The following is a 23,365-nucleotide window of genomic DNA, read 5'->3' on the forward strand; positions in this document are numbered from 1 at the left end:
ACCCGGCAGCCGGCCGGAGCCGCCATCCGACGAAACCCGCCATCCGAAGGAAGCTGGGGCCGAGGGAATGAGCATCCCGAGAACGACCGCCGATCCGACGAGGACCGCCGAGCCGGGAACGGCCGCCGGGCCGGGAACGGCCGCCGAGCCCAGGACGGTCGCCGAAAAGCTGTGGGAAAGCCGAGTCGTTCACCGGGCGCCGCACGAGCCGGACCTGCTCTACGTCGATCTGCACCTCACCCACGAGGCCACCTCCCCGCAGGCGTTCGACGGCCTGCGGCTCGCCGGACGGCACGTACGCCGCCCCGAGCTGACGCTCGCACTCGAGGACCACAACGTCCCGACCGACACCAGCGAGATCCACGACCCCGTCAGCCGCACCCAGATCGACACCCTGCGCGCCAACTGCGCGGCACACGGCGTCGAGCTCTACCGGATGGGCCACCACCGCCAGGGCATCGTCCACGTCGTGGGCCCCCAACTCGGCCTGGTCCAACCGGGGATGACGGTGGTCTGCGGCGACAGCCACACCTCCACCCACGGCGCCCTGGGCGCCCTCGCCTTCGGCATCGGCACCAGTGACGTCGAGCATGTGCTGGCCACCCAGTGCCTGGAGATCGAACGGCCGCGGACCATGGCGGTGGAATTCACCGGGACGCTGCCGCCCGAGGTGGGGGCCAAGGACCTCATCCTGGCGCTGATCGCCGAGATCGGTACGAACGGCGGCCGCGGCCATATGATCGAGTACCGGGGCGAGATCGTCCGCGGGCTCTCGATGGAAGCCCGGATGACGCTGTGCAACATGACCATCGAGGCCGGCGCCCGCGCGGGTCTGATCGCCCCCGATGACACCACCTTCGCCTACCTGGCCGGCCGCCCGCACGCCCCCCAGGGCGAGCAGTGGGACGCCGCCCTGGCCCACTGGCGCACCCTGCGCACCGACCCCGGCGCCGTCTTCGACCGTACGGTCACCCTGGACGTATCGGACCTCACCCCGCTCGTGACCTGGGGCACCAACCCCAGCCAGGTCGCCCCCGTCGGCGGAGTGGTGCCGCACCCCGACGAACTGGCCGACGACCAGGCACGCCTGGCGGCCCAACGCGCCCTGGACTACATGGACCTGACCCCCGGCACCGCCCTGCGCGATCTCGCCATCGACGTGGTCTTCCTCGGCTCCTGCACCAACGGCCGGATCGAGGATCTGCGGTCCGCCGCCGGCGTACTGCGCGGCCGCAAGGTCGCCGACGGCACCCGGCTGATCGTGGTGCCGGGCTCCGCACAGGTACGCACCCAGGCCGAGCGGGAGGGCCTGCACGAGGTGATCACCGCCGCCGGCGGCGAATGGCGGCTGCCCGGCTGCTCCATGTGTCTGGGCATGAACGCGGACCGGCTGCGCGGCGCCGAGCGCTGCGCCTCGACCTCGAACCGTAACTACGAGGGCCGGCAGGGCGCACGGGCCCGTACCCATCTCGTCTCGCCGTCCGTGGCCGCCGCTACCGCCGTCGCCGGCCGCCTCGCCGCCCCGGCCGACCTGCTCCCGTAGCGCGTGTCCCCGCGCAATCGAAGGAACGGAACCCAGATGACCAGCCTCAAACCCTTTGACGCCTATACCGGGCGCGCGGTGGCACTCCGCCGGGACAACATCGATACCGATCAGATCGTCCCGGCGGAATTCTGCAAGAGGGTGACGAAAACCGGCTATGCGGATGCCTTGTTCGCGCGCTGGCGCCAGGAGCCGGACTTTATTCTCGACCGGTCGGTGCACAAGGGTGCCGGAGTATTGGTGGCCGGCCGCAACTTCGGTATCGGCAGCTCCCGGGAACATGCCGTATGGGCGCTGAAGGACGGTGGCTTCACCGTCGTCATAGCCACCGGATTCGGTGACATTTTCCAGCGCAATGCGATGAACAACGGATTGCTGCCGGTCGACCAGCCGACTTCGGTGGTGGAACTCATCATGAATGAGGTGGAGCGGGACCCGGGCCTGGAGCTCACCGTCGACCTCGTGAATTGCCGGTTGACGCTGGCGGGGAACGGCTGGGACTTCACGGTGAACGAGCGGGCGCGGCAGCTTCTCCTCCGGGGGCATGATGCCATTTCGGCCACATTGCAGCGCGACTCCTTGATCGCGGAGTACGAGGCGGGCCGCCCCGATTGGCTGCCCACGCTGCATCGGAGCAGCTGACGGCGCCCCAAAGCCCGTCAAGGTTCAGTCAGCTGAACCGTCATAGGCGTGCGCACCCCCCTGTCGGAACTTCCGTCCCCGACGCACCATGGGTACCGCTACGGACTGCCGTGGTCCGGTCAGGGACCACTACCGGCCACCACGGCAATTCCAAGTGTTTACGAATGCCAACCAACGACTCGTGATAGCGTCGAATGGACTTGCGAGTTGGGCGGTGGGGCGGCTAGTCGCCGGTGAAACCGAAGCCGGTTTGACGATGCGCACGGATCCTGCGGGGGAGTATGCGTCGCATATATGTTACGTCAGAAAGCTTGTCAAGAACTAGAGTTTCGCCCGAGGTCAGCCAGTTACGCGAGGCCCTCTTCGCGCTGGAAATGCTCAGCGTGGGCGGCGGCGGACCGGTTTTCAAACCGTGGCGCAAGCAGATAGGCGGTACGGGGAATATCCGCGCACTGGTGAAACTCGCCCAGATCGTACGGCCGTTACCGGATATGGGCCAGATACTGCTGCGCGACGGCAACGGCACACCGGACGGCGCCGACCACGCCGACCGGGCCCGCCGGGCCAACCGGCCGCAGGTCGTCCGCGACCTCGAGGGATTCCACGCCATAGCGGTGGCCCCCTACTGGACCGCCATCGCCAAGGCGCTGAACGCCGACCGCACCGCACGCGGCCAGATCATGCTCAGCGACGGCGTGGGCAAGCTCCTCGCCACCCTCCACCCGGCCATCAGCTGGACCCCGCCGGTCCTGGAAGTCCCGGGAACGGGCGACGATGTGAAGCTGGAGGCCGGCGGACTGATCCTGGTCCCGTCCCTCTTCCTCGCCGGCCGCCCGCCCGTGCTCTTAGACGAGGGTGGCGACGGCCGCCCGGCGACCCTGATCTACCCCACCCCTGTGAACGCCGACTGGGCGGAATCCCTCTGGGAGCCCAAGGAGGGCGCCGACCACGCCCTGCACGCCCTGGTGGGCCGCACCCGGGCGGCCGTACTGGAAAGCCTGACCCGAAGCCGTACGACCACCGAGGTCGGCGAACGCGTCGGGATCTCCTCCGCCGCGGCCAGCCAGCACACCTCGGTCCTGCGCGCGGCGGGCCTGATCACCACCGTGCGCACCTTCAACAAGGTCCAGCACACCCTGACCCCCCTCGGCGGCGCCCTCCTCCACGGCGACCTGGCCGGCCAGACCTGACCGGCCGGGCTCCTTCCGCATCCGGAGGCCCGTACGCGCCGGCTCGACCCCACCCGCGGGGCAGGGGAGCGGAACGGGCACAGCCGAGGGCGCCGGTCCTCCGCCGGGCCGAGGCGGTGGCGGAGGAACCGGCGCGATGGTGCTTAGACGATGCCGGACTTCGCGATCTTGATCGTCGACCGGGTCTTGCCGCTGGACGAGCCCTCCTTCTCGACCGCCTTCACGACGTCCATGCCCTCGACGACCTCGCCGAAGACGACGTGCTTGCCGTCCAGCCACTCCGTGACGACGGTGGTGATGAAGAACTGCGAGCCGTTGGTGTTCTTTCCGGCGTTGGCCATGGACAGCAGGCCCGGCTTGGTGTGCTTCAGCTGGAAGTTCTCGTCGGCGAACTTCTCGCCGTAGATGCTCTTGCCGCCGGTGCCGTCACCGCGGGTGAAGTCGCCGCCCTGCAGCATGAAGGCGGGGATGACCCGGTGGAAGCCGGAGCCCTCGTAGCCGAAGCCGTGCTCGCCCGTGGCGAGCTCCCGGAAGTTCTTGGCGGTCTTGGGTACGACGTCGTCGTACAGCTTGAAGACGATGCGCCCTGCGGGCTGGTCATTGATGGTGATGTCGAAAAACACGTTGCTCATGACGGCATCCTCACATCCCTTCCCCCGTGCGGGAAAACAGGCTGCCCCATTCGCGCGCCCGGGGCGGGGGCCGGGCCGCGGACCGGGTGCTTCTCCGTCGGCGCGGAGGCGGCCCGGCCCCACTGTCAGAGGCGGCTGTTTGAATGCCCGCATGGACCCGGCAGCCACACTCACCGCCCTGCGGAGCTTCTGCGCCGAACGGCTCGGCGCGGAACTCGCCGCCCGCTGCGTCGACCTCGCCCGGCCCGGTTTCTCGCTCACCAAGGCCGGAGGGGGCGAGGCCGCCGGGCACAGCCGATTCGGCGGCCGGGCGCTGCTCGAGCCGGGCACGCCCTGGCCGACCTGTGCGGGCCTTCCGCTCAGCCTGCTCGCCGTCCTCGACACCGATGCCCTGGCCCCCTGGCTCGGTGACCTCCTCCCGGCCGGGACGGGCCTGCTCAACTTCTTCGCCCTCGACAGCGACTCCCCGCAGTGCGACCCCGCCGCGGCCGCGCTGTCGCTCGCGCTCCACAGCGACGACCCGCAGGTGGGGAAGGTGATCGCGGCCCGCTCCGGGCAGGCCGTCGAGACGCCACCGCCGGCCCGGTCGAGCGTCTTCGCGCCGGTCGCGTGGGCGGCGTCGCCGGGCTTCGCCTTCCCCGACACCTGGGACCCGGCCTGGGACACCCTCGACCTGGGACCCGAGGCCGACCACATGGCCCGAGCCATGCCCGGCATGCACATCGAGGGCCTGCTCACCGAGTGGTCACAACGGCCGGGCGCGCTCGACTCCGAGGACATCGCCTTCGGCCGCCCGGGATTCCCGACGGGAAGCTCGCCGGTACTGCCGTCCGGCGACGACCCGAACCTCTACCACCACCTGCTCCAGCTGTCCGGACAGGACGAGTGGTACCTCGGCGGCGACGGCGGCTGGATGCACTGGTCCATACCCACCGAGGCGCTGCGGGCCGGCGACTTCAGCCGGGCGGTCCCGACCCCGGACATCTGGTGACCACCGGGCGGCCCGGCCGCCCCCGGTCCCCGCGGGCGTGCGCCGGCCGGCTGCCCGTCAGTTCACCATCGGGAGTTCCCGAACCAGGCCTTCCCTGCCGGGCCGGACCGCGTAACCGAGTGAGAGAGGGACCACACCATGCCCGAGCACTACCCACCGATCGAACCGTACGAGACGGGCATGCTGGACGTCGGCGACGGCAACCTCGTCCACTGGGAGGCCTGCGGCAATCCGTACGGCAAACCCGCGCTCGTCGTCCACGGCGGGCCGGGTTCGGGATGCGGGCCCCGGGCGCGCCGGTATTTCGACCCCGACCGCTATCGGATCGTGCTCTTCGACCAGCGTGGCTGCGGCCGCAGCACCCCGCACGCGAGCGATCCCGCCACCGATATGCGGCACAACACCACGGCTCATCTGCTGGCGGACATCGAGCAGTTGCGCAAGCACCTGGGCATCGACCGCTGGCTGCTGTTCGGCGGGTCATGGGGGTCGACGCTGATCCTGGCGTACGCACAGCGCCACCCGGACCGGGTCTCGGAGGTCGTCATCCCCGGCGTCACCACCACCCGCCGCTCGGAGACCGACTGGCTCTACCGGGGCGTCGGGCGCTTCTTCCCCGAGGAATGGGAACGCTTCGCCGCCGGGGCGCCCGGGGTGAGCCGGGACGGGGACATCGTGGCGGCGTACGCGCGTCTGACGGAGGACCCCGACCCCGCCGTACGGGAGAAGGCCACCGCCGACTGGTGCGCCTGGGAGGACGCGGTGCTCTCGCTGGAGCCGAACGGCGCGGCCCACCCCTACGGCGACCGGCCGTCCGCGGCCCGGCTGGCCCTGGTCCGGATCTGCGCGCACTACTTCTCGCACGGGGCATGGCTCGAGGAGGGCGCGCTCCTTCGGGACGCCGGTCGGCTCGCGGGCATCCCGGGGGTGCTCATCCACGGCCGGCACGACATCGGCAGCCCACTCGACACCGCCTGGCAGCTGGCGCGTGCCTGGCCCGAAGCGCGGCTGATCGTGATCGACGACGCGGGGCACAAGGGCAGCGAGTCGATGGCGTCGGAGGTGATCGGGGCGCTCGACCGGTTCGCCGGTGAGGGCCCGTAGCCGTACCGGGTGAGACCGGGGCCCGTACCGGCCCTGGTAGTCCGACGCTGATGTCGGATTCTCGCCAGCCAGGCCCCACCGGCTGAGCAATCCTTGAAGGCATGCACACCGACACCGAGCGCTGTCTGCGCGCCGTGCAGTCCAAGGACGCCCGCTTCGACGGCTGGTTCTACACCGCCGTGCTCACGACCGGAATCTACTGCCGGCCCAGCTGCCCCGTCGTGCCGCCCAAGCCCGAGAACATGCGCTTCTACCCGAGCGCCGCGGCCGCGCAGCAATCCGGCTTCCGGGCCTGCAAACGGTGCCGCCCGGACGCCAGCCCGGGGTCGCCGCAGTGGGACGAGCGCGCCGACCTGGTCGCGCGGGCGATGCGGCTGATCGCCGACGGCGTCGTCGACCGCGAGGGAGTCCCCGGACTCGCCGCCCGCCTCGGCTACAGCACCCGCCAGATCGAGCGCCAGCTGCTGGCCGAACTCGGCGCGGGACCGCTCGCACTGGCCCGCGCGCAGCGCGCCCAGACCGCCCGGCTGCTGGTGGAAACCACCGCGGTGCCGATGGCCGACGTCGCCTTCGCCGCCGGGTTCGCCAGCATCCGCACCTTCAACGAGACCGTACGGGAGGTCTTCGCGCTCTCCCCGACCGAGCTGCGCGAGCGCGCCCGGCCCGGCGGCGAGACCGCAGCGGTGCCCGGCACCCTCACGCTGCGGCTGCCGTTCCGTCGGCCGCTGAACCCGGACAACCTCTTCGGGCACCTCGCGGCCACCGCCGTCCCCGGCGTCGAGGAGTGGTGCGACGGCGCCTACCGTCGCACCCTGAGCCTGCCCTATGGCCACGGCATCGTCGCCCTGTCGCCCCGCCCTGAACACATCGACTGCCGCCTCGCGCTCACCGACCTGCGCGATCTCGCGGGCGCCATCGCCCGCTGCCGGCGGATGCTGGACCTCGACGCGGACCCGGAGGCCGTCGACGGGGTGCTCCGCGCGGACCCGCAGCTGGCCAAGCTGGTCGACAAGGCACCCGGCCGCCGGGTGCCGCGTACCGTCGACGCAGACGAGTTCGCGGTCCGGGCCGTACTGGGCCAGCAGGTCTCCACCGCCGCGGCCCGTACACACGCCGGGCGGCTGGTCGTCGCGCACGGCGAGAAGATCGACGACCCGGGCGGCGGCCTCACCCACCTCTTTCCGTCCGCCGCCGCGCTCTCCGCGCTCGACCCCGGATCCCTGGCGATGCCGCGCACCCGCCGGGCCACCCTCACCGGCCTCATCGACGCCCTCGCCTCCGGCGCGCTGCAGCTCGGCGTCGGCACCGACCGGGAGGCGGCCCGCGCCCACCTCGCGGCGCTGCCCGGCATCGGCCCCTGGACCGTGGAGGTCGTCGCCATGCGGGCGCTCGGCGACCCAGATGCCTTCACACCGACCGACCTCGGCCTGCGCCGGGCCGCCGCCGGCCTCGGGCTGCCCGCCACCCCGGCGGCCCTCATCCGCCACTCGTCCGTCTGGCGCCCCTGGCGCGCCTACGCCGTCCAGTACCTCTGGGCGACCGACGACCACCCCATCAACCGTCTCCCCACGAACTGAGCCCACCGCCATGACCGTTCACACGCCTGACCAGCAGGCCGCCCCGCTCACCCACACCGTCCTGGCAGACACCCCGGTGGGCCCGCTCACCCTTGTCGCCCTCGGCGACGCCCTCACCGGCCTCTACATGACCGACCAGCGCCACCGCCCGCCCCAGGAGGCCTTCGGCACCCCCGCGGACCCGGACGACCCACCGTTCGCCGAGACCATCACCCAGCTCCGGGCCTACTTCCGCGGCGAGTTGACCACCTTCGACCTCCCCCTCGCGCTGCGCGGCACGCCCTTCCAGCGGCGCGTCTGGGCCGCGCTGTGCACCATCCCGTACGGCGAGACGGTCAGCTACGGGCGGCTCGCCGAGCGGCTCGGTGCCCCGACGGCGGCCCGCGCGGTCGGCCTGGCCAACGGCCGGAATCCGGTCGGCATCATCGTGCCGTGCCATCGCGTCGTGGGCGCCAACGGCAGCCTCACCGGCTACGGCGGCGGCCTGGACCGCAAGCGCCGACTGCTGGACTTCGAGCGTACGGAGAGCGCGCTGTTCCCGGTGGAGGAGTGCGGCTGACACGGAGCCAGGGCGTGGACGACCGGCCGGGCCCGAAGACCCGGCCGGTCCGGTCCGCCGCCGGACCGGCTAACGGAAGATCGCGGTCAGCTTCCGCACCACCCGCCGCAGTGCCCGGAACAGGCGGCTCCCGCGGGCGACGGGCGGGCCCGGGGGAGCGGCCGAGCCGGCCGGCACCCCCTCCGGGCCCGCCGGCACGGGAACGCCGGCGTGCTCCGGCGCGGGTTCGCCGGCGGGCCTGGGAATGGCGGGCTTTCCGGTGCGGGTCACTCCCGCGGGGCTCTTTCCTGCGGCCTTCTTTCCTGTGGGGTTCTTTCCGCTGCGTGCGGCTTCGGCGCGTACGAGCGCGCCGAGAGCGGCGAAGACGTCGAGGGGCATGCCGAACTCCTGCGCTGAAAAGGTGGGGACCTGATGACGGCAGGCCGAGGTCGCCCCTCACCCGAGGGCGGGAAAAGGCGGGCGAACGCATCGGCCGGGCCGCCTCAGCAGCGCAGGACGACCGTCCGCTCGGGAGGTTGGCCGACGACGGCGTGAACGGCACCGGGAGAGGCGCCCCCCGAGGCCGCGGCAACGGCGCGCAGGGGCGTGTCCCCGACGGCCTTGCCGCAGGTGCCCGTGGGGGCCTGGTGGCGCAGTGGGCATGCGGACGCCTCGCTGCCGCGCCGGGCGCCGCTGCCCGGATGGTGTTTCCGGCCGCCGGCCGACGTCAGCTCGGGCGCGTCGCCGACGCAGTGCGCCACGGACATGGTCGACGTGCCGGCGGTGGGGGCGTGGGCGAGACAGTGGTTCGCCTGGGAGGACGGCAGATGGCAGGCGCCGATGAGGAGCGCGGCCTGCAGCAGCGTCAGCACGGCGAAGAGCAGCAGACCGCGCACGCCGCCCGCATCCGCGGAGCGGCCACGGCCGACGGTGTCGCGCATGCGCTTCTCCCCACGCTCTTCGCGAGGGATTCCCCAGGAACTGCTCCGGATGCCATAGAGAGGCCAAAAGAGGCGATATTTCCACCCGATCCGGGCATGTCTTCGCGCATCTGTCCCCACGTCGCCCAGTTGCCCGCGGGCGGCGGCTCCGCGTCAGTCGCCGACGGCCGCCCGCACGTCCGCCACCAGCCGCTCCGCCTCCGTCAACGACCGCCGCAACTCCTCAGGCGTACCGCCGAGTTGGCCGAGCAGGGCGGTGGCGCGGGCGGCGAAGCCGGACGGCGTGGCGGGGAGGGCGGCGGCCGCCGCGAGGGCGCCCTTTTCGTTGAGGCACCAGATGCCGTGGTGCGCGTGCAGCGCCTGGACGAGGTCGCCGACGGCCCGGGACAGGCACAAGGACGCGTGCAGCGCGTCGCCGGACCCGCACGACTTGGCCGCCATCGACGCCGAGAATCCCGCGTCCCACAGCGCGCCGCCGGTCAGCGATGTGCGCAGCGTCTCGGGGTAGTGCCGGGTCTCCTCCTTGAGCCGCGCCAGCTCGCCGTCGGTGTCGGCGAGCACCTGCCCCAGCGCCACCTCGCCCGGATACGCGGGGGACCAGAAGCCCAGCGGATGACCGGCCTGCATCCCGGTCTCGTAGCGGCCGGCGCGGCACTCCTGCCACACCCGCCGCACGCGGTCCACGTCCCGCAGGATCCAGTCCACATGGCTGCCGTCGGGCAGTACGAGCCAGGCCCCGCCGTTCACCCACGCGCCCCAGCCACCCGGCCCGAACACCTCCACGGGGCCGCCGGTCACCGCGGCGGCCAGCGACTCCAGCGCCGCCAGATCGAGCTCGCCGCGGTAGTACACCCCGAGATCCCAGTCGGAGTCCGCCCGGTGCGTCCCCCGCGCCCGGCTCCCGCCGAGCATCACCCCCACAACTCCCGGGACCCGCACGGCCCTTGAGGCGATGTCCGTCATGCGCTGAAGATCGTCCATGGCGCCACACTAGGACCGCCCGCACTCCCCGCACCACGGCGTTTTTTACGCGGCGCCGGGCCGCGCGGCCCCCTCCGGCGACATCCCGTCCTCCAGCTCCGCCGGCCCGCGCCCGTCGGCCAGCGCGTCCAGCGCGGCGCGGATCCGCAGCCGCATCCCGGCACTGACCATCGTCTCGGCCTCGTCCCAGTGCACCAGGCGCCAGGACAGCAGCTCCTCCTCCTGGAGACGGATCGCGGCGAGCCGATCCTCGTCCAGCACCCCGCCGTCGAAGAGGTACGACACCAGCGGCGGCCGCCCCGCCCCGCGCACCCAGTCGACGGCGAGCAGCGCGCCCAGCTCGACATCCAGGCCGATCTCCTCGGCGGTCTCGCGGCGGGCGGCCTGGCGGGGCGACTCGCCGGAATCCGATTCGATCGTCCCGCCGGGCAGGATCCAGGTGTCGCGGTAGTTGGGCTCCACCAGCAGGATGCGGCCCTCGGCGTCACGGAAGAGGGCACCCGCACCCGACAGGACGCGGGGCAGGCCGGCGATATAGGTGGCGTAATCCATGGTCGTCACGGCGCGAGCCTAGAGGGTGGTGGCGGCGCCGCCGAAGGATGCGGGCCGCGTCCTAGGGATCGAGATGCCCTGTTCGCGGGGCCTCTCGGCGGATAAGGTCACAGCGGCGCGACTGCCAGTACGAAAGCAAGGGGAAACACGGTGGCGGACGCAGCAAGGACACACACCGGACAGGTGCTGATCGCCGCGGACAAGTTCAAGGGTTCGCTCACGGCCGTAGCGGTCGCCGAGCACGTCACGGCCGGTCTGCGGCGCGTGGTCCCCGACCTGGACGTGGCGGCCATCCCGGTCGCGGACGGCGGCGACGGCACGGTCGCCGCGGCGCTGGCGGCCGGTTTCACCCGCCATGAGGCGCGGGTCATGGGCCCCACCGGCGAGCCGGTGACGGCCACCTTCGCGCTGCGCGAGGACGGTACGGCCGTGGTGGAGATGGCGGAGGCATCCGGCCTCCAGCACCTCCCGGAGGGCGTTTTCGCGCCCCTGACGGCCACCACGTACGGCACCGGGGAGCTGCTGCTCGCGGCCCTCGACGCGGGCGCGACCTCGATCGTCTTCGGGGTCGGCGGCAGCGCGACGACCGACGGCGGCGCGGGCATGCTCGCGGCGCTCGGGGCGCGGTTCCTGGACGCACAGGGCAAGCCGGTGGCCCCCGGCGGCGGCCCGCTCGCGGACCTCGTCACGGCCGATCTGTCGGGCCTCGACCCCCGGCTGGCCGGCACGGACATCGTGCTCGCCAGCGACGTCGACAACCCGCTCACGGGCCCCAAGGGCGCCCCCGCGGTCTACGGCCCGCAGAAGGGCGCCGGCGAGGCCGACGTGGCCACGCTGGACGCCGCCCTGGCGCACTTCGCCGAGGTGCTGGAGGCCACGGTCGGTCCCAAGGCCGCCGAGCACGCCCTCGCGCCCGGTGCGGGCGCGGCCGGTGGTATCGGTTACGGGGCGCTGGTCGGCCTGGACGCGGCGTTCCGGCCCGGCATCGACGTGATGCTCGATGTGCTCGGGTTCGCGCCGGCGCTGGCGAAGGCCACGTTCGTGATCACCGGCGAGGGCTCGCTGGACGAGCAGACGCTGCACGGCAAGGCGCCGGCCGGTGTCGCCGCCGCGGCCCGTGCGGCGGGCATCGAGGTCGCCGCGGTCTGCGGACGCCTTCAGCTGTCCCAGGAGGCCCTCGGCGCGGCCGGCATCAGCCGCGCCTACGCCCTGACGGACCTGGAGCCCGACCCGGCCCGCTGCATGGCCGAGGCGGGCCCGCTGCTGGAGCGGGCGGCGGAGAATCTGGCCCGCGACTTCCTGGTCTGAGCCGCGGACCCACGGACAACGGCCGAGGGCCCCGAGCGATCGATCGCTCGGGGCCCTCGGCCTTCTCGTATCCGTCCCGCTAGGGCAGCTGCGCGGCGCGCCCCTCCGCGCGTGACTCGCGGCGGTTGTCGCGGAAGGTGTTGACCCTCCGGGCCGTCGCGAACAGCGGGATCATCGCGCCCAGGACCACCTGGAGGGAGCAGCCGGTCCACAGCAGCAGCTGGCCGCCGGGAGCGTCCAGCGCCCAGGCCGCGAGCATGCCCATGCTGAGCACGATCCAGCTGAGCATCGCCACCGCGAGCCGGCCCCGCGGCTTGGGGTACTCGACCCGGCTCACCATCAGCCAGGCCACCCCGATGATCGCCAGCAGCGTCGGCAGGAACGGCAGCTCCAGCAGCACGATCGCCACGACGGTCAGGGCGCCGAAGGGGCTCGGCATGCCCTGGAAGATCCCGTCGCGCAGGGTGACGCAGGAGAACCGTGCCAGCCGCAGCACCACCGCCAGCAGCACCACCACCGCCGCGACCACCGACACCCGCTGGTTGGCGTCCGAGGCGACCATGCCCCAGGTCACCACGAAGTACGCCGGCGCCAGCCCGAAGCTGATCAGGTCGGAGAGGTTGTCGAGCTCGGCCCCCATCGCCGAGGCCCGCAGCTTGCGCGCGACCAGGCCGTCGAAGAGGTCGAAGACCGACGCCATCAGCATCAGGATCACGGCCACCGCGGCGCTGTGCCGCGCCATGCCGCCGTCCTCGGTCCCGGTCAGATGCGGGATGAGGACGCCGGTGGTGGTGAAGTACACGGCCATGAAGCCGCAGATGGCGTTACCGAGGGTGAGGGTGTCCGCTATTGACAGCCGCGTGGACAGCGGCATGTCATCCCCGTCCTCCTCGGACTCCGGCGCCCAGCCGGCCTGTGTTTCCGGATCAATCACGGTCAAGGCGAGTCACCCCCGCGGTCGTGGCCTGGCCGACCTCGACGGCCGCCTCGACGCCCTCCGGGAGGTAGACGTCGACCCGCGAGCCGAAGCGGATCAGTCCGATGCGCTCGCCCTGCTCGACCTTGGTGCCCTGGGGCACGTAGGGGACGATGCGGCGGGCCACCGCGCCGGCGATCTGCACCATCTCGATGTCGCCGAGCTCGGTGTCGAAGTGCCAGATGACCCGCTCGTTGTTTTCGCTCTCCTTGTTGAACGCCGGAACGAATCCGCCGGGGATGTGCTCCACGGACGTCACCGTGCCGGCCAGCGGCGCACGGTTGACATGGACATTCAGCGGGCTCATGAAGATCGCGACGCGGGTGCGCCCGTCCTTCCACGGCATGATGCTCTGCACCACGCCGTCGGCCGGAGAGATGACACGGCCCTGAGCGATCTCTCGCTCGGGGTCGCGGAAGAACCACAGCATGCCCGCCGCGAGAGCGGTGGTGGGCACGGCGACGGCGGCCCAGCGTCCCGAGCGACGGGAGCGGGCCAGGCTGACCGCTGCCGTTGCCACGGTCGGGAGGAGCCACGGCGACGCTCCGCGCGCGAGGCGGACGCGACCGCGAGGTGCAGAGGATTGGCTGTGGGGCATGGATGACCTTCGTAGCGGAGGATGCCGCGTAGGGATACGGGGGACGGCGGCTTTCCGGGGATGCTATCGGGTGCGGGCGGCAACTGGCCAAGAGCCAGCGCCAATCCGTGGCCGAAGAACGATGACGGGGTGTGATCTTCGTCTAGATGAAAACACCCCAAACGGGATGTTCACCCCTGGATCCGGTACTCCTCCAGTAGCCGTCGACCAATGATCATTTTCTGGATCTCGGCGGTACCTTCACCGATCAGGAGCATCGGGGCCTCGCGGTAGAGCCGCTCGATCTCGTACTCCTTGGAGAAGCCGTAGCCGCCGTGGATACGGAAAGCGTCTTCGACCACCTCCTTGCAGTACTCGGAGGCCAGGTACTTCGCCATGCCCGCTTCGAGGTCGTTTCGCTGGCCGGAGTCCTTTTTGCGAGCGGCGTTAACCATCATTGCATGCGCCGCTTCGACCTTTGTGGCCATTTCCGCCAGTTTGAACTGGATGGCCTGATGCTGGGCGATCGGCTTGCCGAAGGTCTGGCGCTGCTGGGCGTACGAAACACCCAGCTCGAAGGCGCGCTGCGCGACACCGCAGCCGCGTGCGGCGACATTGACCCGGCCGACCTCGACGCCGTCCATCATGTGATAGAAGCCACGTCCGGTCTCCCCGCCGAGCACCCGGTCGGCCGGAATGCGCAGGCCGTCCATGATCAGCTCGGTGGTGTCGACACCCTTGTAGCCCATCTTGTCGATCTTGCCCGGAATGGTGAGCCCGGGGCGGACCTCGCCGAAGCCCGCCTCCTTCTCCACCAGGAAGGTCGTCATCGACTTGTGCGGCGCGGTGCCCTCCGGATGACCCTCGTCCGTACGGCACAGCACGGCCACGAGCGTGGACGAGCCGCCGTTGGTGAGCCACATCTTCTGGCCGTTGAGGACGTAATCGTCGCCGTCCCGCACGCCCTTGGAGGAGATGGCCGAGACATCCGAGCCCAGCGCCGGCTCCGACATCGAGAAGGCGCCGCGGATTTCACCGGCCGCCATCTTCGGCAGGAAATAGTCCTTCTGCTCCTGCGTGCCGTGCTGCTTGAGCATGTACGCCACGATGAAGTGGGTGTTGATGATGCCCGAGACGCTCATCCAGCCGCGGGCGATTTCCTCGACGGTCAGCGCGTATGTGAGAAGGGACTCACCCAGACCGCCGTACTCCTCGGGAATCATCAGCCCGAAGACGCCCAGCTCCTTCAGCCCCTCGACGATCGCCGCCGGGTATTCGTCACGGTGTTCCAGCTCGGTGGCGACCGGCAGGATCTCCTTGTCCACGAAGTCGCGGACGGTGGAGAGAATCTCCCGCTGAATGTCGGTCAGACCCTCTGTCTGCGCAAGACGGCTCATGACGGTCACTTCTCCTTCTTGGCCGGCGGGGCCTTGAGCTCCGGGCGGCCGGGCTGTTCGCCGCCGCGCTCCTTGATGTACGTCTCGGTGGGGACCATCACCTTGCGCCGGAAGACGCAGACCAGCGTGCCGTCCTGCTTGTAGCCCTTGGTCTCGACATAGACGATCCCGCGGTCCGACTTGGACTTCGACGGCGTCTTGTCGAGCACCGTCGTCTCGCCGTAGATCGTGTCGCCGTGGAACGTCGGCGCCACATGCTTCAGCGACTCGATCTCCAGATTGGCGATCGCCTTTCCGGAGACATCCGGTACCGACATGCCCAGCAGCAGCGAGTAGATGTAGTTACCGACGACGACATTCTTTCCGAAGTCGGTGGTCTGCTCCGCGTAGTTGCTGTCCATGTGCAGCGGGTGATGATTCATCGTGAGCAGACAAAAGAGGTGGTCGTCGTATTCCGTGACGGTTTTCCCCGGCCAGTGCTTGTACACATCGCCGACGACGAACTCTTCATAGGTACGGCCGAACTGCATCGCGCTTACGCCTCCGGGGCCTCGAACTTGGACGTACGGGTCATGCCGGCGGCCCGGCCCTTGCCGGCGATCACCAGCGCCATCTTCCGGCTCGCCTCGTCAATCATCTCGTCGCCGAGCATCGCCGACCCCTTCTTGCCGCCCGCCTCCGAGGTGCACCACTCGTAGGCGTCCAGGATCAGCTCGGCGTGGTCGTAATCCTCCTGCGAGGGCGAGAAGACCTCGTTGGCGGCGTCGACCTGACCGGGGTGCAGCACCCACTTGCCGTCGAAGCCGAGGGCCGCGGCGCGCCCGGCGACCTCACGGTAGCCGTCGACGTTCTTGATCTGGAGGTAGGGACCGTCGATGGCCTGGAGGTCGTGCGTACGCGCCGCCATCAGGATCCGCATCAGGATGTAGTGGTAGGCGTCCGCCGGGTAGCCCGGGGGCTGCTCGCCGACCACCAGGGACTTCATGTTGATGGACGCCATGAAGTCGGCCGGGCCGAAGATGATGGTCTCCAGCCGCGGTGAGGCGGCGGCGATGTCATCGACGTTCACCAGGCCCTTGGCGTTCTCGATCTGCGCCTCGATGCCGATCTTGCCGACCTCGAAGCCCATCGTCTTCTCGATCTGGGTCAGCAGCAGGTCCAGCGCCACGATCTGCTGCGCGTCCTGCACCTTCGGCAGCATGATGCAGTCGAGGTTGGGGCCCGCGCCCTCGACGACCGTGATGACGTCCCGGTAGGTCCAGTGCGTCGTCCAGTCGTTGACCCGCACGACCCGCGTCTTGCCGGTCCAGTCGCCCGTGTTCAGCGCGTCGACGATGTTGTGCCGGGCGCCTTCCTTGGCGAGCGGCGCGCAGGCGTCCTCCAGGTCGAGGAAGACCTGGTCGGCGGGCAGGCCCTGGGCCTTCTCCAGAAAGCGGGGGTTGCTGCCGGGGACCGCCAGACAGGAGCGGCGGGGCCGCAGACGGTTCACCTGGGTCATGCGGGGACCTCCAGAGGGTCGAGCTTGTTCGCTTTCCGGATCTCGTCGACGATGCGGCCGATGATCTCCGTGATACCGAAGTCCTTGGGTGTGAAGACCGCCGCCACACCGGCTTCCCGGAGCGCGGTGGCGTCGGCGGAGGGGATGATGCCGCCGACGATGACGGGAACGTCGTCCACGCCGGTACGGCGCAGCCGGGTCAGTACGTCCGGCACCAGCTCGGCATGCGAACCGGAGAGGATCGACAGCCCCACGCAGTGCACGTCCTCGGCGACGGCCGCCGAGACGATCTGCTCCGGCGTCAGCCGGATGCCCTGGTAGACCACCTCGAAGCCGGCGTCCCGGGCCCGTACGGCGATCTGCTCGGCGCCGTTGCTGTGCCCGTCCAGGCCGGGCTTGCCGACCAGCAGGCGCAGCTTGCCGCTGCCGAGGTCGGCCGCCGTTTTGGCGACCTTCTCGCGGACCAGCGCGAGCGGGGTGCCCGCCTCGGCCGTGACGGCGAGCGGCGCGCCGGAGACGCCGGTGGGCGCCCGGAACTCACCGAAGACGTCCCGCAGCGCCCAGGACCACTCGCCGGTCGTCACACCGGCGCGCGCGCACTCCAGGGTCGCCGCGAAGAGGTTGCCGTCGCCCGCCGCGGTCTTCTTCAGTGCCGACAGCGCCTCCTGGGCGCGCGCCTCGTCCCGGTTGTCCCGCCAGTCGTGCAGCGCCTGGACGACCCGCGCCTCGTTGGCCGGATCGACGGTCATGATGGCGGTGTCCAGGTCCGCGGTGAGCGGATTCGGCTCGGTGGACTCGTAGCAGTTGACGCCGACGATCTTCTCCTCGCCGGCCTCGATGCGGGCCCGGCGCTCGGCGTGCGAGGAGACCAGCTGCGACTTGAGGTAGCCGGACTCGACGGCGGCCATCGCGCCGCCCATCTCCTGGATCCGGTCGATCTCGGCCAGGCACTCGTCCACGAGGGCGTCCACCTTGGCCTCGATGACATGCGATCCCGCGAAGATGTCCTCGTACTCCAGCAGATCGCTCTCGTGCGCCAGCACCTGCTGGATGCGCAGCGACCACTGCTGGTCCCAGGGCCGGGGAAGCCCCAGCGCCTCGTTCCAGGCGGGGAGCTGGACGGCGCGGGCGCGCGCGTCCTTGGACAGCGTCACCGCCAGCATCTCCAGCACGATCCGCTGGACGTTGTTCTCCGGCTGCGCCTCGGTCAGGCCCAGGGAGTTGACCTGGACGCCGTAGCGGAAGCGGCGCTGCTTGGCGTTCTCGATGCCGTAGCGCTCGCGGGTCACCTTGTCCCAGATGCGGCCGAAGGCGCGCATCTTGCACATCTCCTCGACGAAGCGGACGCCGGCGTTCACGAAGAACGAGATACGGGCCACGACATCGCCGAACTTCTCCGGCGGCACCTGGCCGGAGTCGCGCACCGCGTCCAGCACCGCGATGGCGGTGGACATCGCGTACGCGATCTCCTGCACCGGTGTGGCCCCGGCCTCCTGCAGGTGGTAGCTGCAGATGTTGATCGGGTTCCACTTCGGGATGTGCGCCACCGTGTACGTGATCATGTCGGTGGTCAGCCGCAGCGAAGGCCCCGGTGGGAAGACGTGCGTCCCGCGTGAGAGGTATTCCTTCACGATGTCGTTCTGCGTCGTCCCCGACAGCTTGCTGATGTCGGCGCCCTGCTCCTCGGCGACCACCTCGTACAGCGCCAGCAGCCACATGGCCGTCGCGTTGATGGTCATCGACGTGTTCATCTGGTCCAGGGGTATGTCCTGGAACAGCCGCCGCATGTCGCCGAGATGGGAGACCGGGACCCCGACCCGGCCGACCTCGCCGCGGGCGAGGATGTGGTCGGGGTCGTAACCGGTCTGCGTCGGGAGGTCGAACGCGACCGACAGGCCGGTCTGGCCCTTGGCGAGGTTGCGCCGGTACAGCTCATTGGACGCCTCGGCGGTGGAGTGCCCGGCGTACGTCCGCATCAGCCACGGACGATCCTTCTGACGCTCAGTCATGTGTGACCCGTATCTTCGTCGTTCAGACGCTGGCTTCGACGCTCGTGGCGTCAGACGTTGCGGAAACGGTTGATGGCGTCGAGGTGCTTGGCGCGCATCTCCTCGTCGCGCACGCCCATGCCCTCCTCGGGCGCCAGCGCCAGCACGCCGACCTTGCCCTGGTGCAGGTTGCGGTGCACGTCGTACGCCGCCTGCCCGGTCTCCTCGAGGGAGTACGTCTTCGAGAGCGTCGGGTGGATCTTGCCCTTGGCGATCAGGCGGTTGGCCTCCCACGCCTCGCGGTAGTTCGCGAAGTGCGAGCCGATGATCCGCTTCAGCGACATCCACAGGTAGCGGTTGTCGTACTCGTGCATGTAGCCCGAGGTCGAGGCGCAGGTGGTGATGGTGCCGCCCTTGCGGGTGACGTAGACGCTCGCGCCGAAGGTCTCGCGGCCGGGGTGCTCGAAGACGATGTCGATGTCCTCGCCGCCGGTGAATTCGCGGATGCGCTTGCCGAAGCGCTTCCACTCCTTCGGGTCCTGGGTGCGCTCGTCCTTCCAGAACTTGTAGCCCTCGGCGTTGCGGTCGATGATCGCCTCGGCGCCCATCTTCCGGCAGATCTCCGCCTTCTGGTCGCTGGAGACCACGCAGATCGGGTTGGCGCCGCCGGCCAGCGCGAACTGGGTGGCGTACGAGCCGAGGCCGCCGCTGGCGCCCCAGATCAGGACGTTGTCGCCCTGCTTCATGCCGGCGCCGTTGCGGGAGACCAGCTGGCGGTACGCGGTCGAGTTGACCAGACCGGGCGCCGCCGCCTCCTCCCAGCTCAGGTGGTTGGGCTTGGGCATCAGCTGGTTGGACTTGACCAGGGCTATCTCGGCGAGGCCGCCGAAGTTGGTCTCGAAGCCCCAGATCCGCTGCTCGGGGTCGAGCATGGTGTCGTTGTGGCCGTCGGAGGACTCCAGCTCGACGGACAGACAGTGCGCGACGACCTCGTCGCCGGGGTGCCAGGAGTTGACGCCCGGACCGGTGCGCAGGACCACGCCGGCCAGGTCGGAACCGATGACGTGGTACGGCAGGTCGTGCCGCTTGGTGAGCGGGGAGAGCTTGCCGTAGCGCTCCAGGAACCCGAACGTCGACACGGGCTCGAAGATCGAGGTCCAGACGCTGTTGTAGTTCACGGAGGAGGCCATCACGGCCACCAGGGCCTCACCGGGCCCCAGCTCGGGCACCGGCACCTCGTCGAGGTGCAGCGACTTGCGCGGGTCCTTCTCCTTGCTGGGGACGCCGGCGAACATCTCGGCCTCGTCCTTGTGCACGGTCACCGCGCGGTAGGACTCGGGGATGGTCAGCGCGGCGAAGTCGTCGCGGGTGGTGTCGGGCGCGAGGATCGCGTCCAGGATTTCGTTCACGGGGTGCCTCCGGCGAAGCGCGCGTCGAGGAAACGGCTTGAGGGAACGTCGGGGGTGGTGCTCAGGTGGTGCCGTCGGTTCGGCCGGTGTGGCAAGTGCGCCGGTGGGCGCGGGTGTTGATGCCTGTGACGCAGGCGTCCGGGCGGGCAGCCGCGAAGGGGTGCTGGGACAGCCGGTACACGGGGTGTGCTGTGTGCCGGTCGCCTGGACACTCATAACGTATGACACCGCGTGCCATCTGACAAGACACTGAGTGCCATGAATTTCTCGGTTGAGTGGCACGGGGTTCAGATGAGCGAGATGAGCGATGATCGTTCATATGCACGAAAAAAAGGACGGCACCCGGTCGAGTCCGCCCGGTGCCGCCCTGGCCACGCGGGGGCCGCAGCCCCCGCCCCCTCTCAGCGCTTCTTCAGCGCCCGCTCAATGGTCCGCATGACCTCGTCCAGCGGCGCATCCGTACGGGCGACCGCAACCAGCACCTCGCCCTCCCGCGACACCTTCGCCGGCGGGGCGCTCTCCCCGGTGGCCGTGCGCCCCGCGCCGATACCCGTGCCGAAGGTCTCCCGCACGATCTCGAAGGCGTGGTCCAGCTGGGTCTCGACGTCCCCCCCGGCGCCCGCGCGCAGCCAGCGCCGCAGCACGTGATTGTGCGCGGTGACCACGGCCGAGGCGGCGACCTCGGCGAGCAGCGGGTCGTCGTCGCCCTCGCGGTGGGCGCCCTCGTCGAAGTGGCCCAGAAGATAACGGGTGAAGAGGCGCTCGTAGCGGGCGACCGAGGCGATCTCGGCCTCGCGCAGCGTGGGGACCTCGCGGGTGAGGCGGTAGCGGGCGACGGAGACGGCCGGGGCGGCCGCGTACATCCGCATGACCTCCTTGATGCCGCGGCAGACCGTGTCGAGGGGGTGCTCGTGCGGCGGCGCGGCGTCCAGGACGGCCTCGGCGCGCACGAGGGTGTCGTCGTGGTCGGGGAAGATCGCCTCTTCCTTGGAGCGGAAGTGGCGGAAGAACGTGCGGCGGGCGACCCCCGCGGCGGCCGCGATCTCGTCGACCGTGGTCGCCTCGTAGCCCTTGGTCGCAAACAGTTCCATTGCCGCCGCCGACAGTTCGCGGCGCATTTTGAGCCGTTGAGCGGCCGCGCGGCGAGTGCCGGGAGTGCTGGCGTCGGTTGCGTCGGAAGTCGGCGTACGAGCGGGCTGGGACATGTGGGGACGGTACTGCATATCTACTCGGCCTGCGGCATCGAGTGCCGGTCGCGCCCCCGTGACCTGGGACGGACCGCCGGACCGAGGATCCAGCAGTCCGCCCCACGTGCCCCCGGCGCGCGGCCGGGGGCGCCCCCGCCCGTCAGCGCTTGGCGTACTCACGGAAGCCGCGGCCGGTCTTGCGGCCGAGGCAGCCCGCCGCGACCAGATGCTCCAGCAGCGGCGCCGGGGCGAGCCCGGGGTCGCGGAACTCGGCGTGCAGCACCTTCTCGATGGCCAGGGAGACATCCAGGCCGACGACATCGAGGAGTTCGAACGGGCCCATCGGGTAGCCGCCGCCCAGCTTCATGGCGGCGTCGATGTCGTCCAGGGAGGCGTAGTGCTCCTGGACCATCTTGATCGCGTTGTTCAGGTACGGGAAGAGCAGCGCGTTGACGATGAAGCCGGCGCGGTCGCCGCAGTCCACGGCGTGCTTGCGGACCTTGGCGCAGACCGCGCGGACGGTGGCGTGCACATCGTCGGCCGTCAGGACCGTACGGACCACCTCGACCAGCTTCATGGCCGGGGCCGGGTTGAAGAAGTGCATGCCGATGACGTCCTGCGGACGGGAGGTGGCGCGCGCACAGGCCACCACCGGCAGGGACGAGGTGGTCGTGGCGAGCACCGCGCCCGGCTTGCAGACCTTGTCCAGCGTGGCGAAGAGCTGCTGCTTGATCTCGAGGTCCTCGGCCACCGCCTCGACCGCCAGGTCCACGTCCGCGAAGGCGTCGAGGGAGCCGGCCGGGGTGACGGCCGCGAGGGCGGCATCCCGCGCCTCGGCGCTCAGCCGGCCCTTGTCCACGGAGCGGCCCAGCGACTTGGCGATCCGGGCCTTCGCCGTCTCCGCCTTCTCCAGGCTGCGGGCGGCCAGCACGACCTCGAAACCGGCCTTGGCGAAGACCTCGGCGATGCCGCTCGCCATCGTCCCGGACCCGGCGACGCCGACGGAGCGGACGGTGCGGCCCGAGGCCTGGTCACCGGCCGCCGAGGGGCTCTCCGCATCCGGCACGACCGTGGCGCTGTCCGGCGCCTCGTACGTGTAGAAGCCGCGGCCCGCCTTGCGGCCGGTCAGCCCGGCCTCGGCCAGCTGTCCCAGGATCGGCGCGGGGGCGTGCAGCCGGTCGCGGGATTCGGCGTACATCGCCTCCAGGACCGTGCGGGCGGTGTCCACACCGATCAGGTCGAGGAGGGCGAGCGGACCCATCGGCAGCCCGCAGCCCAGCCGCATCGCGGCGTCGATGTCCTCGCGGGTGGCGTACTTGGACTCGTACATCGCGGCGGCCTGGTTGAGGTAGCCGAAGAGCAGGCCGTCGGCGACGAAGCCGGGGCGGTCGCCCACCGCGATGGGGTCCTTGCCCAGCTCGCGGGCGAGCTGCGTCACGGCGGCGACCGCCGTCGGCGCGGTGAGCACCGAAGAGACCACCTCGACCAGCTTCATGGCCGGCGCGGGGTTGAAGAAGTGCAGACCGAGCACCCGCTCCGGGCGCTGCGAGTCGGCGGCCAGCCGGGTCACCGACAGCGCGTTGGTGCCGGTGGCGAGGATGGCGTCCGGGCGGACGACGGCGTCCAGCGCCGTGACGACCTGCCGCTTGAGCTCGTAGTCCTCGGGCACCACCTCGATGACGAGATCGGCGTCCGCGGCGGCCTGCAGATCGGAGAAGGTACGGAACCGGGCCAGGATGTCCTGCCGCTCGCGCTCGGTGATCCGCTCGCGCTGCACGGCGCGTGCGGTGGCGGCCTCGAGGGCGGCGACGGCGTGCCGGGCCGCGGCCTCGTCGGTGTCGATGCCGATGACCTCGCGGCCGGCCCGGGTCAGCACCTCGGCGATGCCGGTGCCCATGGTGCCGAGCCCGACCACGGCCACGGTCGAAAGGGACAGAGGGGAAACGTCGGTTGAGAGATCAGGGGTGGACGAAGGGCCCATCGCGAGACTCCAGAGGGTGTTCCCCTGAGGGCAGGGGAGAAGTGACGACTGAGGGGTGCCGCACGGACGCGACCGTATGCAGCGCGCAGCGGCTTGAGGGATACGGCGGGTGGGCCGCGAAAGCCGCAACGCTGCGGGAGCGCCGGCGGAGAGGGAGCCGAGGCAGGCCCTGTCCCGGGGCCGTGCCGTGTGCTACCTGAAACTGTCGTGCTGGTGCGGTGCCGAACCGACTTCACTTACTGGCGGCTGCGTCACCGGCCGCCCGAGCAGGGGTGCTGCTCGTTCCAGCAGGTTAACCGGTGGGTAACCAGAGCGCCAGGGGTAGTGCGGGTCATTAGGCTGTGGCGCAGGCC

General features: G+C 70.7%; 22 protein-coding genes. 8 read left to right on the forward strand and 14 right to left on the reverse strand.

Annotated elements, in window-relative coordinates:
- The first annotated feature begins 67 nt into the window (after positions 1 to 67).
- From leuC to ACIRPT_RS33050, 3 genes are all read left to right on the forward strand, one after another.
- Positions 68 to 1,543, forward strand: coding sequence for a 3-isopropylmalate dehydratase large subunit (gene leuC / locus ACIRPT_RS33040; RefSeq protein ID WP_403833934.1), 1,476 nt, complete (start codon positions 68 to 70; stop codon positions 1,541 to 1,543).
- Positions 1,544 to 1,579: 36 nt separating this feature from the next.
- A complete protein-coding gene (gene leuD / locus ACIRPT_RS33045) occupies positions 1,580 to 2,185 on the forward strand; it encodes a 3-isopropylmalate dehydratase small subunit (protein WP_403833937.1) in 606 nt (201 codons plus the stop codon).
- Positions 2,186 to 2,496: 311 nt separating this feature from the next.
- A complete protein-coding gene (locus tag ACIRPT_RS33050; RefSeq protein ID WP_403833939.1) occupies positions 2,497 to 3,375 on the forward strand; it encodes an ArsR/SmtB family transcription factor in 879 nt (292 codons plus the stop codon).
- Positions 3,376 to 3,518: 143 nt separating this feature from the next.
- Here ACIRPT_RS33050 and ACIRPT_RS33055 read toward each other — a convergent pair whose 3' ends face one another.
- Positions 3,519 to 4,007 (reverse strand): peptidylprolyl isomerase, encoded by a 489-nt coding sequence (locus tag ACIRPT_RS33055; RefSeq protein ID WP_403833942.1) that lies wholly within the window; start codon positions 4,005 to 4,007, stop codon positions 3,519 to 3,521.
- 151 nt (positions 4,008 to 4,158) lie between these two features.
- Between ACIRPT_RS33055 and ACIRPT_RS33060 the strand changes: the two genes are divergently transcribed.
- The 4 genes from ACIRPT_RS33060 (at position 4,159) to ACIRPT_RS33075 (ending at position 8,238) form a co-directional block, all read left to right on the forward strand.
- The gene (locus ACIRPT_RS33060) at positions 4,159 to 4,998 is read left to right on the forward strand and encodes a DUF1963 domain-containing protein (protein WP_403833944.1); all 840 of its coding nucleotides are present in this window, start codon (positions 4,159 to 4,161) and stop codon (positions 4,996 to 4,998) included.
- A gap of 138 nt (positions 4,999 to 5,136) precedes the next feature.
- Entirely contained in the window at positions 5,137 to 6,102 is a 966-nt protein-coding gene (gene pip / locus ACIRPT_RS33065; RefSeq protein WP_403833946.1) for a prolyl aminopeptidase, read from the forward strand.
- A gap of 101 nt (positions 6,103 to 6,203) precedes the next feature.
- Positions 6,204 to 7,679: an AlkA N-terminal domain-containing protein gene (locus tag ACIRPT_RS33070; protein WP_403833948.1), complete on the forward strand. Its 1,476-nt coding sequence runs from the start codon at positions 6,204 to 6,206 to the stop codon at positions 7,677 to 7,679.
- 10 nt (positions 7,680 to 7,689) lie between these two features.
- Entirely contained in the window at positions 7,690 to 8,238 is a 549-nt protein-coding gene (locus ACIRPT_RS33075; RefSeq protein WP_403833950.1) for a methylated-DNA--[protein]-cysteine S-methyltransferase, read from the forward strand.
- Between the two features lie 69 nt (positions 8,239 to 8,307).
- Here ACIRPT_RS33075 and ACIRPT_RS33080 read toward each other — a convergent pair whose 3' ends face one another.
- From ACIRPT_RS33080 to ACIRPT_RS33095, 4 genes are all read right to left on the reverse strand, one after another.
- On the reverse strand, positions 8,308 to 8,616 hold the full coding sequence (locus tag ACIRPT_RS33080) for a hypothetical protein (protein ID WP_403833952.1): 309 nt from the start codon (positions 8,614 to 8,616) through the stop codon (positions 8,308 to 8,310).
- Between the two features lie 104 nt (positions 8,617 to 8,720).
- Complete coding sequence (locus ACIRPT_RS33085) at positions 8,721 to 9,158, reverse strand: hypothetical protein (RefSeq protein ID WP_403833954.1); 438 nt, start codon at positions 9,156 to 9,158, stop codon at positions 8,721 to 8,723.
- Between the two features lie 153 nt (positions 9,159 to 9,311).
- Positions 9,312 to 10,139, reverse strand: coding sequence for a DUF4037 domain-containing protein (locus ACIRPT_RS33090; RefSeq protein ID WP_403833956.1), 828 nt, complete (start codon positions 10,137 to 10,139; stop codon positions 9,312 to 9,314).
- Positions 10,140 to 10,184: 45 nt separating this feature from the next.
- Entirely contained in the window at positions 10,185 to 10,691 is a 507-nt protein-coding gene (locus ACIRPT_RS33095) for an NUDIX domain-containing protein (protein ID WP_403834207.1), read from the reverse strand.
- Between the two features lie 183 nt (positions 10,692 to 10,874).
- Here ACIRPT_RS33095 and ACIRPT_RS33100 point away from each other — a divergent pair, with 183 nt between their 5' ends.
- Entirely contained in the window at positions 10,875 to 11,999 is a 1,125-nt protein-coding gene (locus ACIRPT_RS33100) for a glycerate kinase (RefSeq protein WP_403834209.1), read from the forward strand.
- A 79-nt stretch (positions 12,000 to 12,078) separates the two neighbouring features.
- Here ACIRPT_RS33100 and pssA read toward each other — a convergent pair whose 3' ends face one another.
- The 9 genes from pssA to ACIRPT_RS33145 all read right to left on the reverse strand — a co-directional run bounded on the left by pssA (position 12,079) and on the right by ACIRPT_RS33145 (position 23,012).
- Complete coding sequence (pssA, locus tag ACIRPT_RS33105) at positions 12,079 to 12,939, reverse strand: CDP-diacylglycerol--serine O-phosphatidyltransferase (RefSeq protein ID WP_403833958.1); 861 nt, start codon at positions 12,937 to 12,939, stop codon at positions 12,079 to 12,081.
- Positions 12,926 to 13,573, reverse strand: coding sequence for a phosphatidylserine decarboxylase (locus ACIRPT_RS33110; RefSeq protein WP_403833961.1), 648 nt, complete (start codon positions 13,571 to 13,573; stop codon positions 12,926 to 12,928). Before ACIRPT_RS33110 ends, pssA begins: the two co-directional genes overlap by 14 nt.
- Before the next feature lie 170 nt (positions 13,574 to 13,743).
- Complete coding sequence (locus ACIRPT_RS33115; protein ID WP_403497400.1) at positions 13,744 to 14,949, reverse strand: acyl-CoA dehydrogenase family protein; 1,206 nt, start codon at positions 14,947 to 14,949, stop codon at positions 13,744 to 13,746.
- A 5-nt stretch (positions 14,950 to 14,954) separates the two neighbouring features.
- A complete protein-coding gene (locus ACIRPT_RS33120) occupies positions 14,955 to 15,479 on the reverse strand; it encodes a MaoC family dehydratase (RefSeq protein ID WP_403498642.1) in 525 nt (174 codons plus the stop codon).
- Positions 15,480 to 15,484: 5 nt separating this feature from the next.
- Complete coding sequence (locus ACIRPT_RS33125; RefSeq protein WP_403497402.1) at positions 15,485 to 16,447, reverse strand: HpcH/HpaI aldolase/citrate lyase family protein; 963 nt, start codon at positions 16,445 to 16,447, stop codon at positions 15,485 to 15,487.
- Entirely contained in the window at positions 16,444 to 18,456 is a 2,013-nt protein-coding gene (locus ACIRPT_RS33130; protein WP_403833963.1) for a protein meaA, read from the reverse strand. The genes ACIRPT_RS33125 and ACIRPT_RS33130 overlap by 4 nt, the downstream gene beginning before the upstream one ends.
- Before the next feature lie 50 nt (positions 18,457 to 18,506).
- Positions 18,507 to 19,844: a crotonyl-CoA carboxylase/reductase gene (gene ccrA, locus ACIRPT_RS33135; RefSeq protein WP_403833965.1), complete on the reverse strand. Its 1,338-nt coding sequence runs from the start codon at positions 19,842 to 19,844 to the stop codon at positions 18,507 to 18,509.
- A gap of 401 nt (positions 19,845 to 20,245) precedes the next feature.
- A complete protein-coding gene (locus ACIRPT_RS33140) occupies positions 20,246 to 21,049 on the reverse strand; it encodes a TetR family transcriptional regulator (RefSeq protein WP_403833968.1) in 804 nt (267 codons plus the stop codon).
- A 142-nt stretch (positions 21,050 to 21,191) separates the two neighbouring features.
- A complete protein-coding gene (locus tag ACIRPT_RS33145) occupies positions 21,192 to 23,012 on the reverse strand; it encodes a 3-hydroxyacyl-CoA dehydrogenase family protein (RefSeq protein WP_403833971.1) in 1,821 nt (606 codons plus the stop codon).
- Positions 23,013 to 23,365: the final 353 nt, after the last annotated feature.

The organism is Streptomyces sp. NPDC101227, from assembly GCF_044767545.1.
In the GTDB taxonomy this organism is placed as follows: domain Bacteria; phylum Actinomycetota; class Actinomycetes; order Streptomycetales; family Streptomycetaceae; genus Streptomyces.

Bases quoted from the DNA above. Each gene is read 5' to 3' on its own strand.
- ACIRPT_RS33115 (WP_403497400.1), bottom strand. From the start codon at position 14,949: ATGAGCCGTCTTGCGCAGACAGAGGGTCTGACCGACATTCAGCGGGAG.
- ACIRPT_RS33085 (WP_403833954.1), bottom strand. From the start codon at position 9,158: ATGCGCGACACCGTCGGCCGTGGCCGCTCCGCGGATGCGGGCGGCGTG.
- ACIRPT_RS33080 (WP_403833952.1), bottom strand. From the start codon at position 8,616: ATGCCCCTCGACGTCTTCGCCGCTCTCGGCGCGCTCGTACGCGCCGAA.
- ACIRPT_RS33060 (WP_403833944.1), top strand. From the start codon at position 4,159: ATGGACCCGGCAGCCACACTCACCGCCCTGCGGAGCTTCTGCGCCGAA.
- ACIRPT_RS33125 (WP_403497402.1), bottom strand. From the start codon at position 16,447: ATGACCCAGGTGAACCGTCTGCGGCCCCGCCGCTCCTGTCTGGCGGTC.
- ACIRPT_RS33095 (WP_403834207.1), bottom strand. From the start codon at position 10,691: ATGGATTACGCCACCTATATCGCCGGCCTGCCCCGCGTCCTGTCGGGT.
- ACIRPT_RS33130 (WP_403833963.1), bottom strand. From the start codon at position 18,456: ATGACTGAGCGTCAGAAGGATCGTCCGTGGCTGATGCGGACGTACGCC.
- leuD (WP_403833937.1), top strand. From the start codon at position 1,580: ATGACCAGCCTCAAACCCTTTGACGCCTATACCGGGCGCGCGGTGGCA.
- ACIRPT_RS33145 (WP_403833971.1), bottom strand. From the start codon at position 23,012: ATGGGCCCTTCGTCCACCCCTGATCTCTCAACCGACGTTTCCCCTCTG.
- ACIRPT_RS33075 (WP_403833950.1), top strand. From the start codon at position 7,690: ATGACCGTTCACACGCCTGACCAGCAGGCCGCCCCGCTCACCCACACC.
- ACIRPT_RS33120 (WP_403498642.1), bottom strand. From the start codon at position 15,479: ATGCAGTTCGGCCGTACCTATGAAGAGTTCGTCGTCGGCGATGTGTAC.
- pip (WP_403833946.1), top strand. From the start codon at position 5,137: ATGCCCGAGCACTACCCACCGATCGAACCGTACGAGACGGGCATGCTG.
- ACIRPT_RS33055 (WP_403833942.1), bottom strand. From the start codon at position 4,007: ATGAGCAACGTGTTTTTCGACATCACCATCAATGACCAGCCCGCAGGG.
- ACIRPT_RS33140 (WP_403833968.1), bottom strand. From the start codon at position 21,049: ATGTCCCAGCCCGCTCGTACGCCGACTTCCGACGCAACCGACGCCAGC.
- ACIRPT_RS33070 (WP_403833948.1), top strand. From the start codon at position 6,204: ATGCACACCGACACCGAGCGCTGTCTGCGCGCCGTGCAGTCCAAGGAC.
- leuC (WP_403833934.1), top strand. From the start codon at position 68: ATGAGCATCCCGAGAACGACCGCCGATCCGACGAGGACCGCCGAGCCG.
- ACIRPT_RS33110 (WP_403833961.1), bottom strand. From the start codon at position 13,573: ATGCCCCACAGCCAATCCTCTGCACCTCGCGGTCGCGTCCGCCTCGCG.
- ACIRPT_RS33090 (WP_403833956.1), bottom strand. From the start codon at position 10,139: ATGGACGATCTTCAGCGCATGACGGACATCGCCTCAAGGGCCGTGCGG.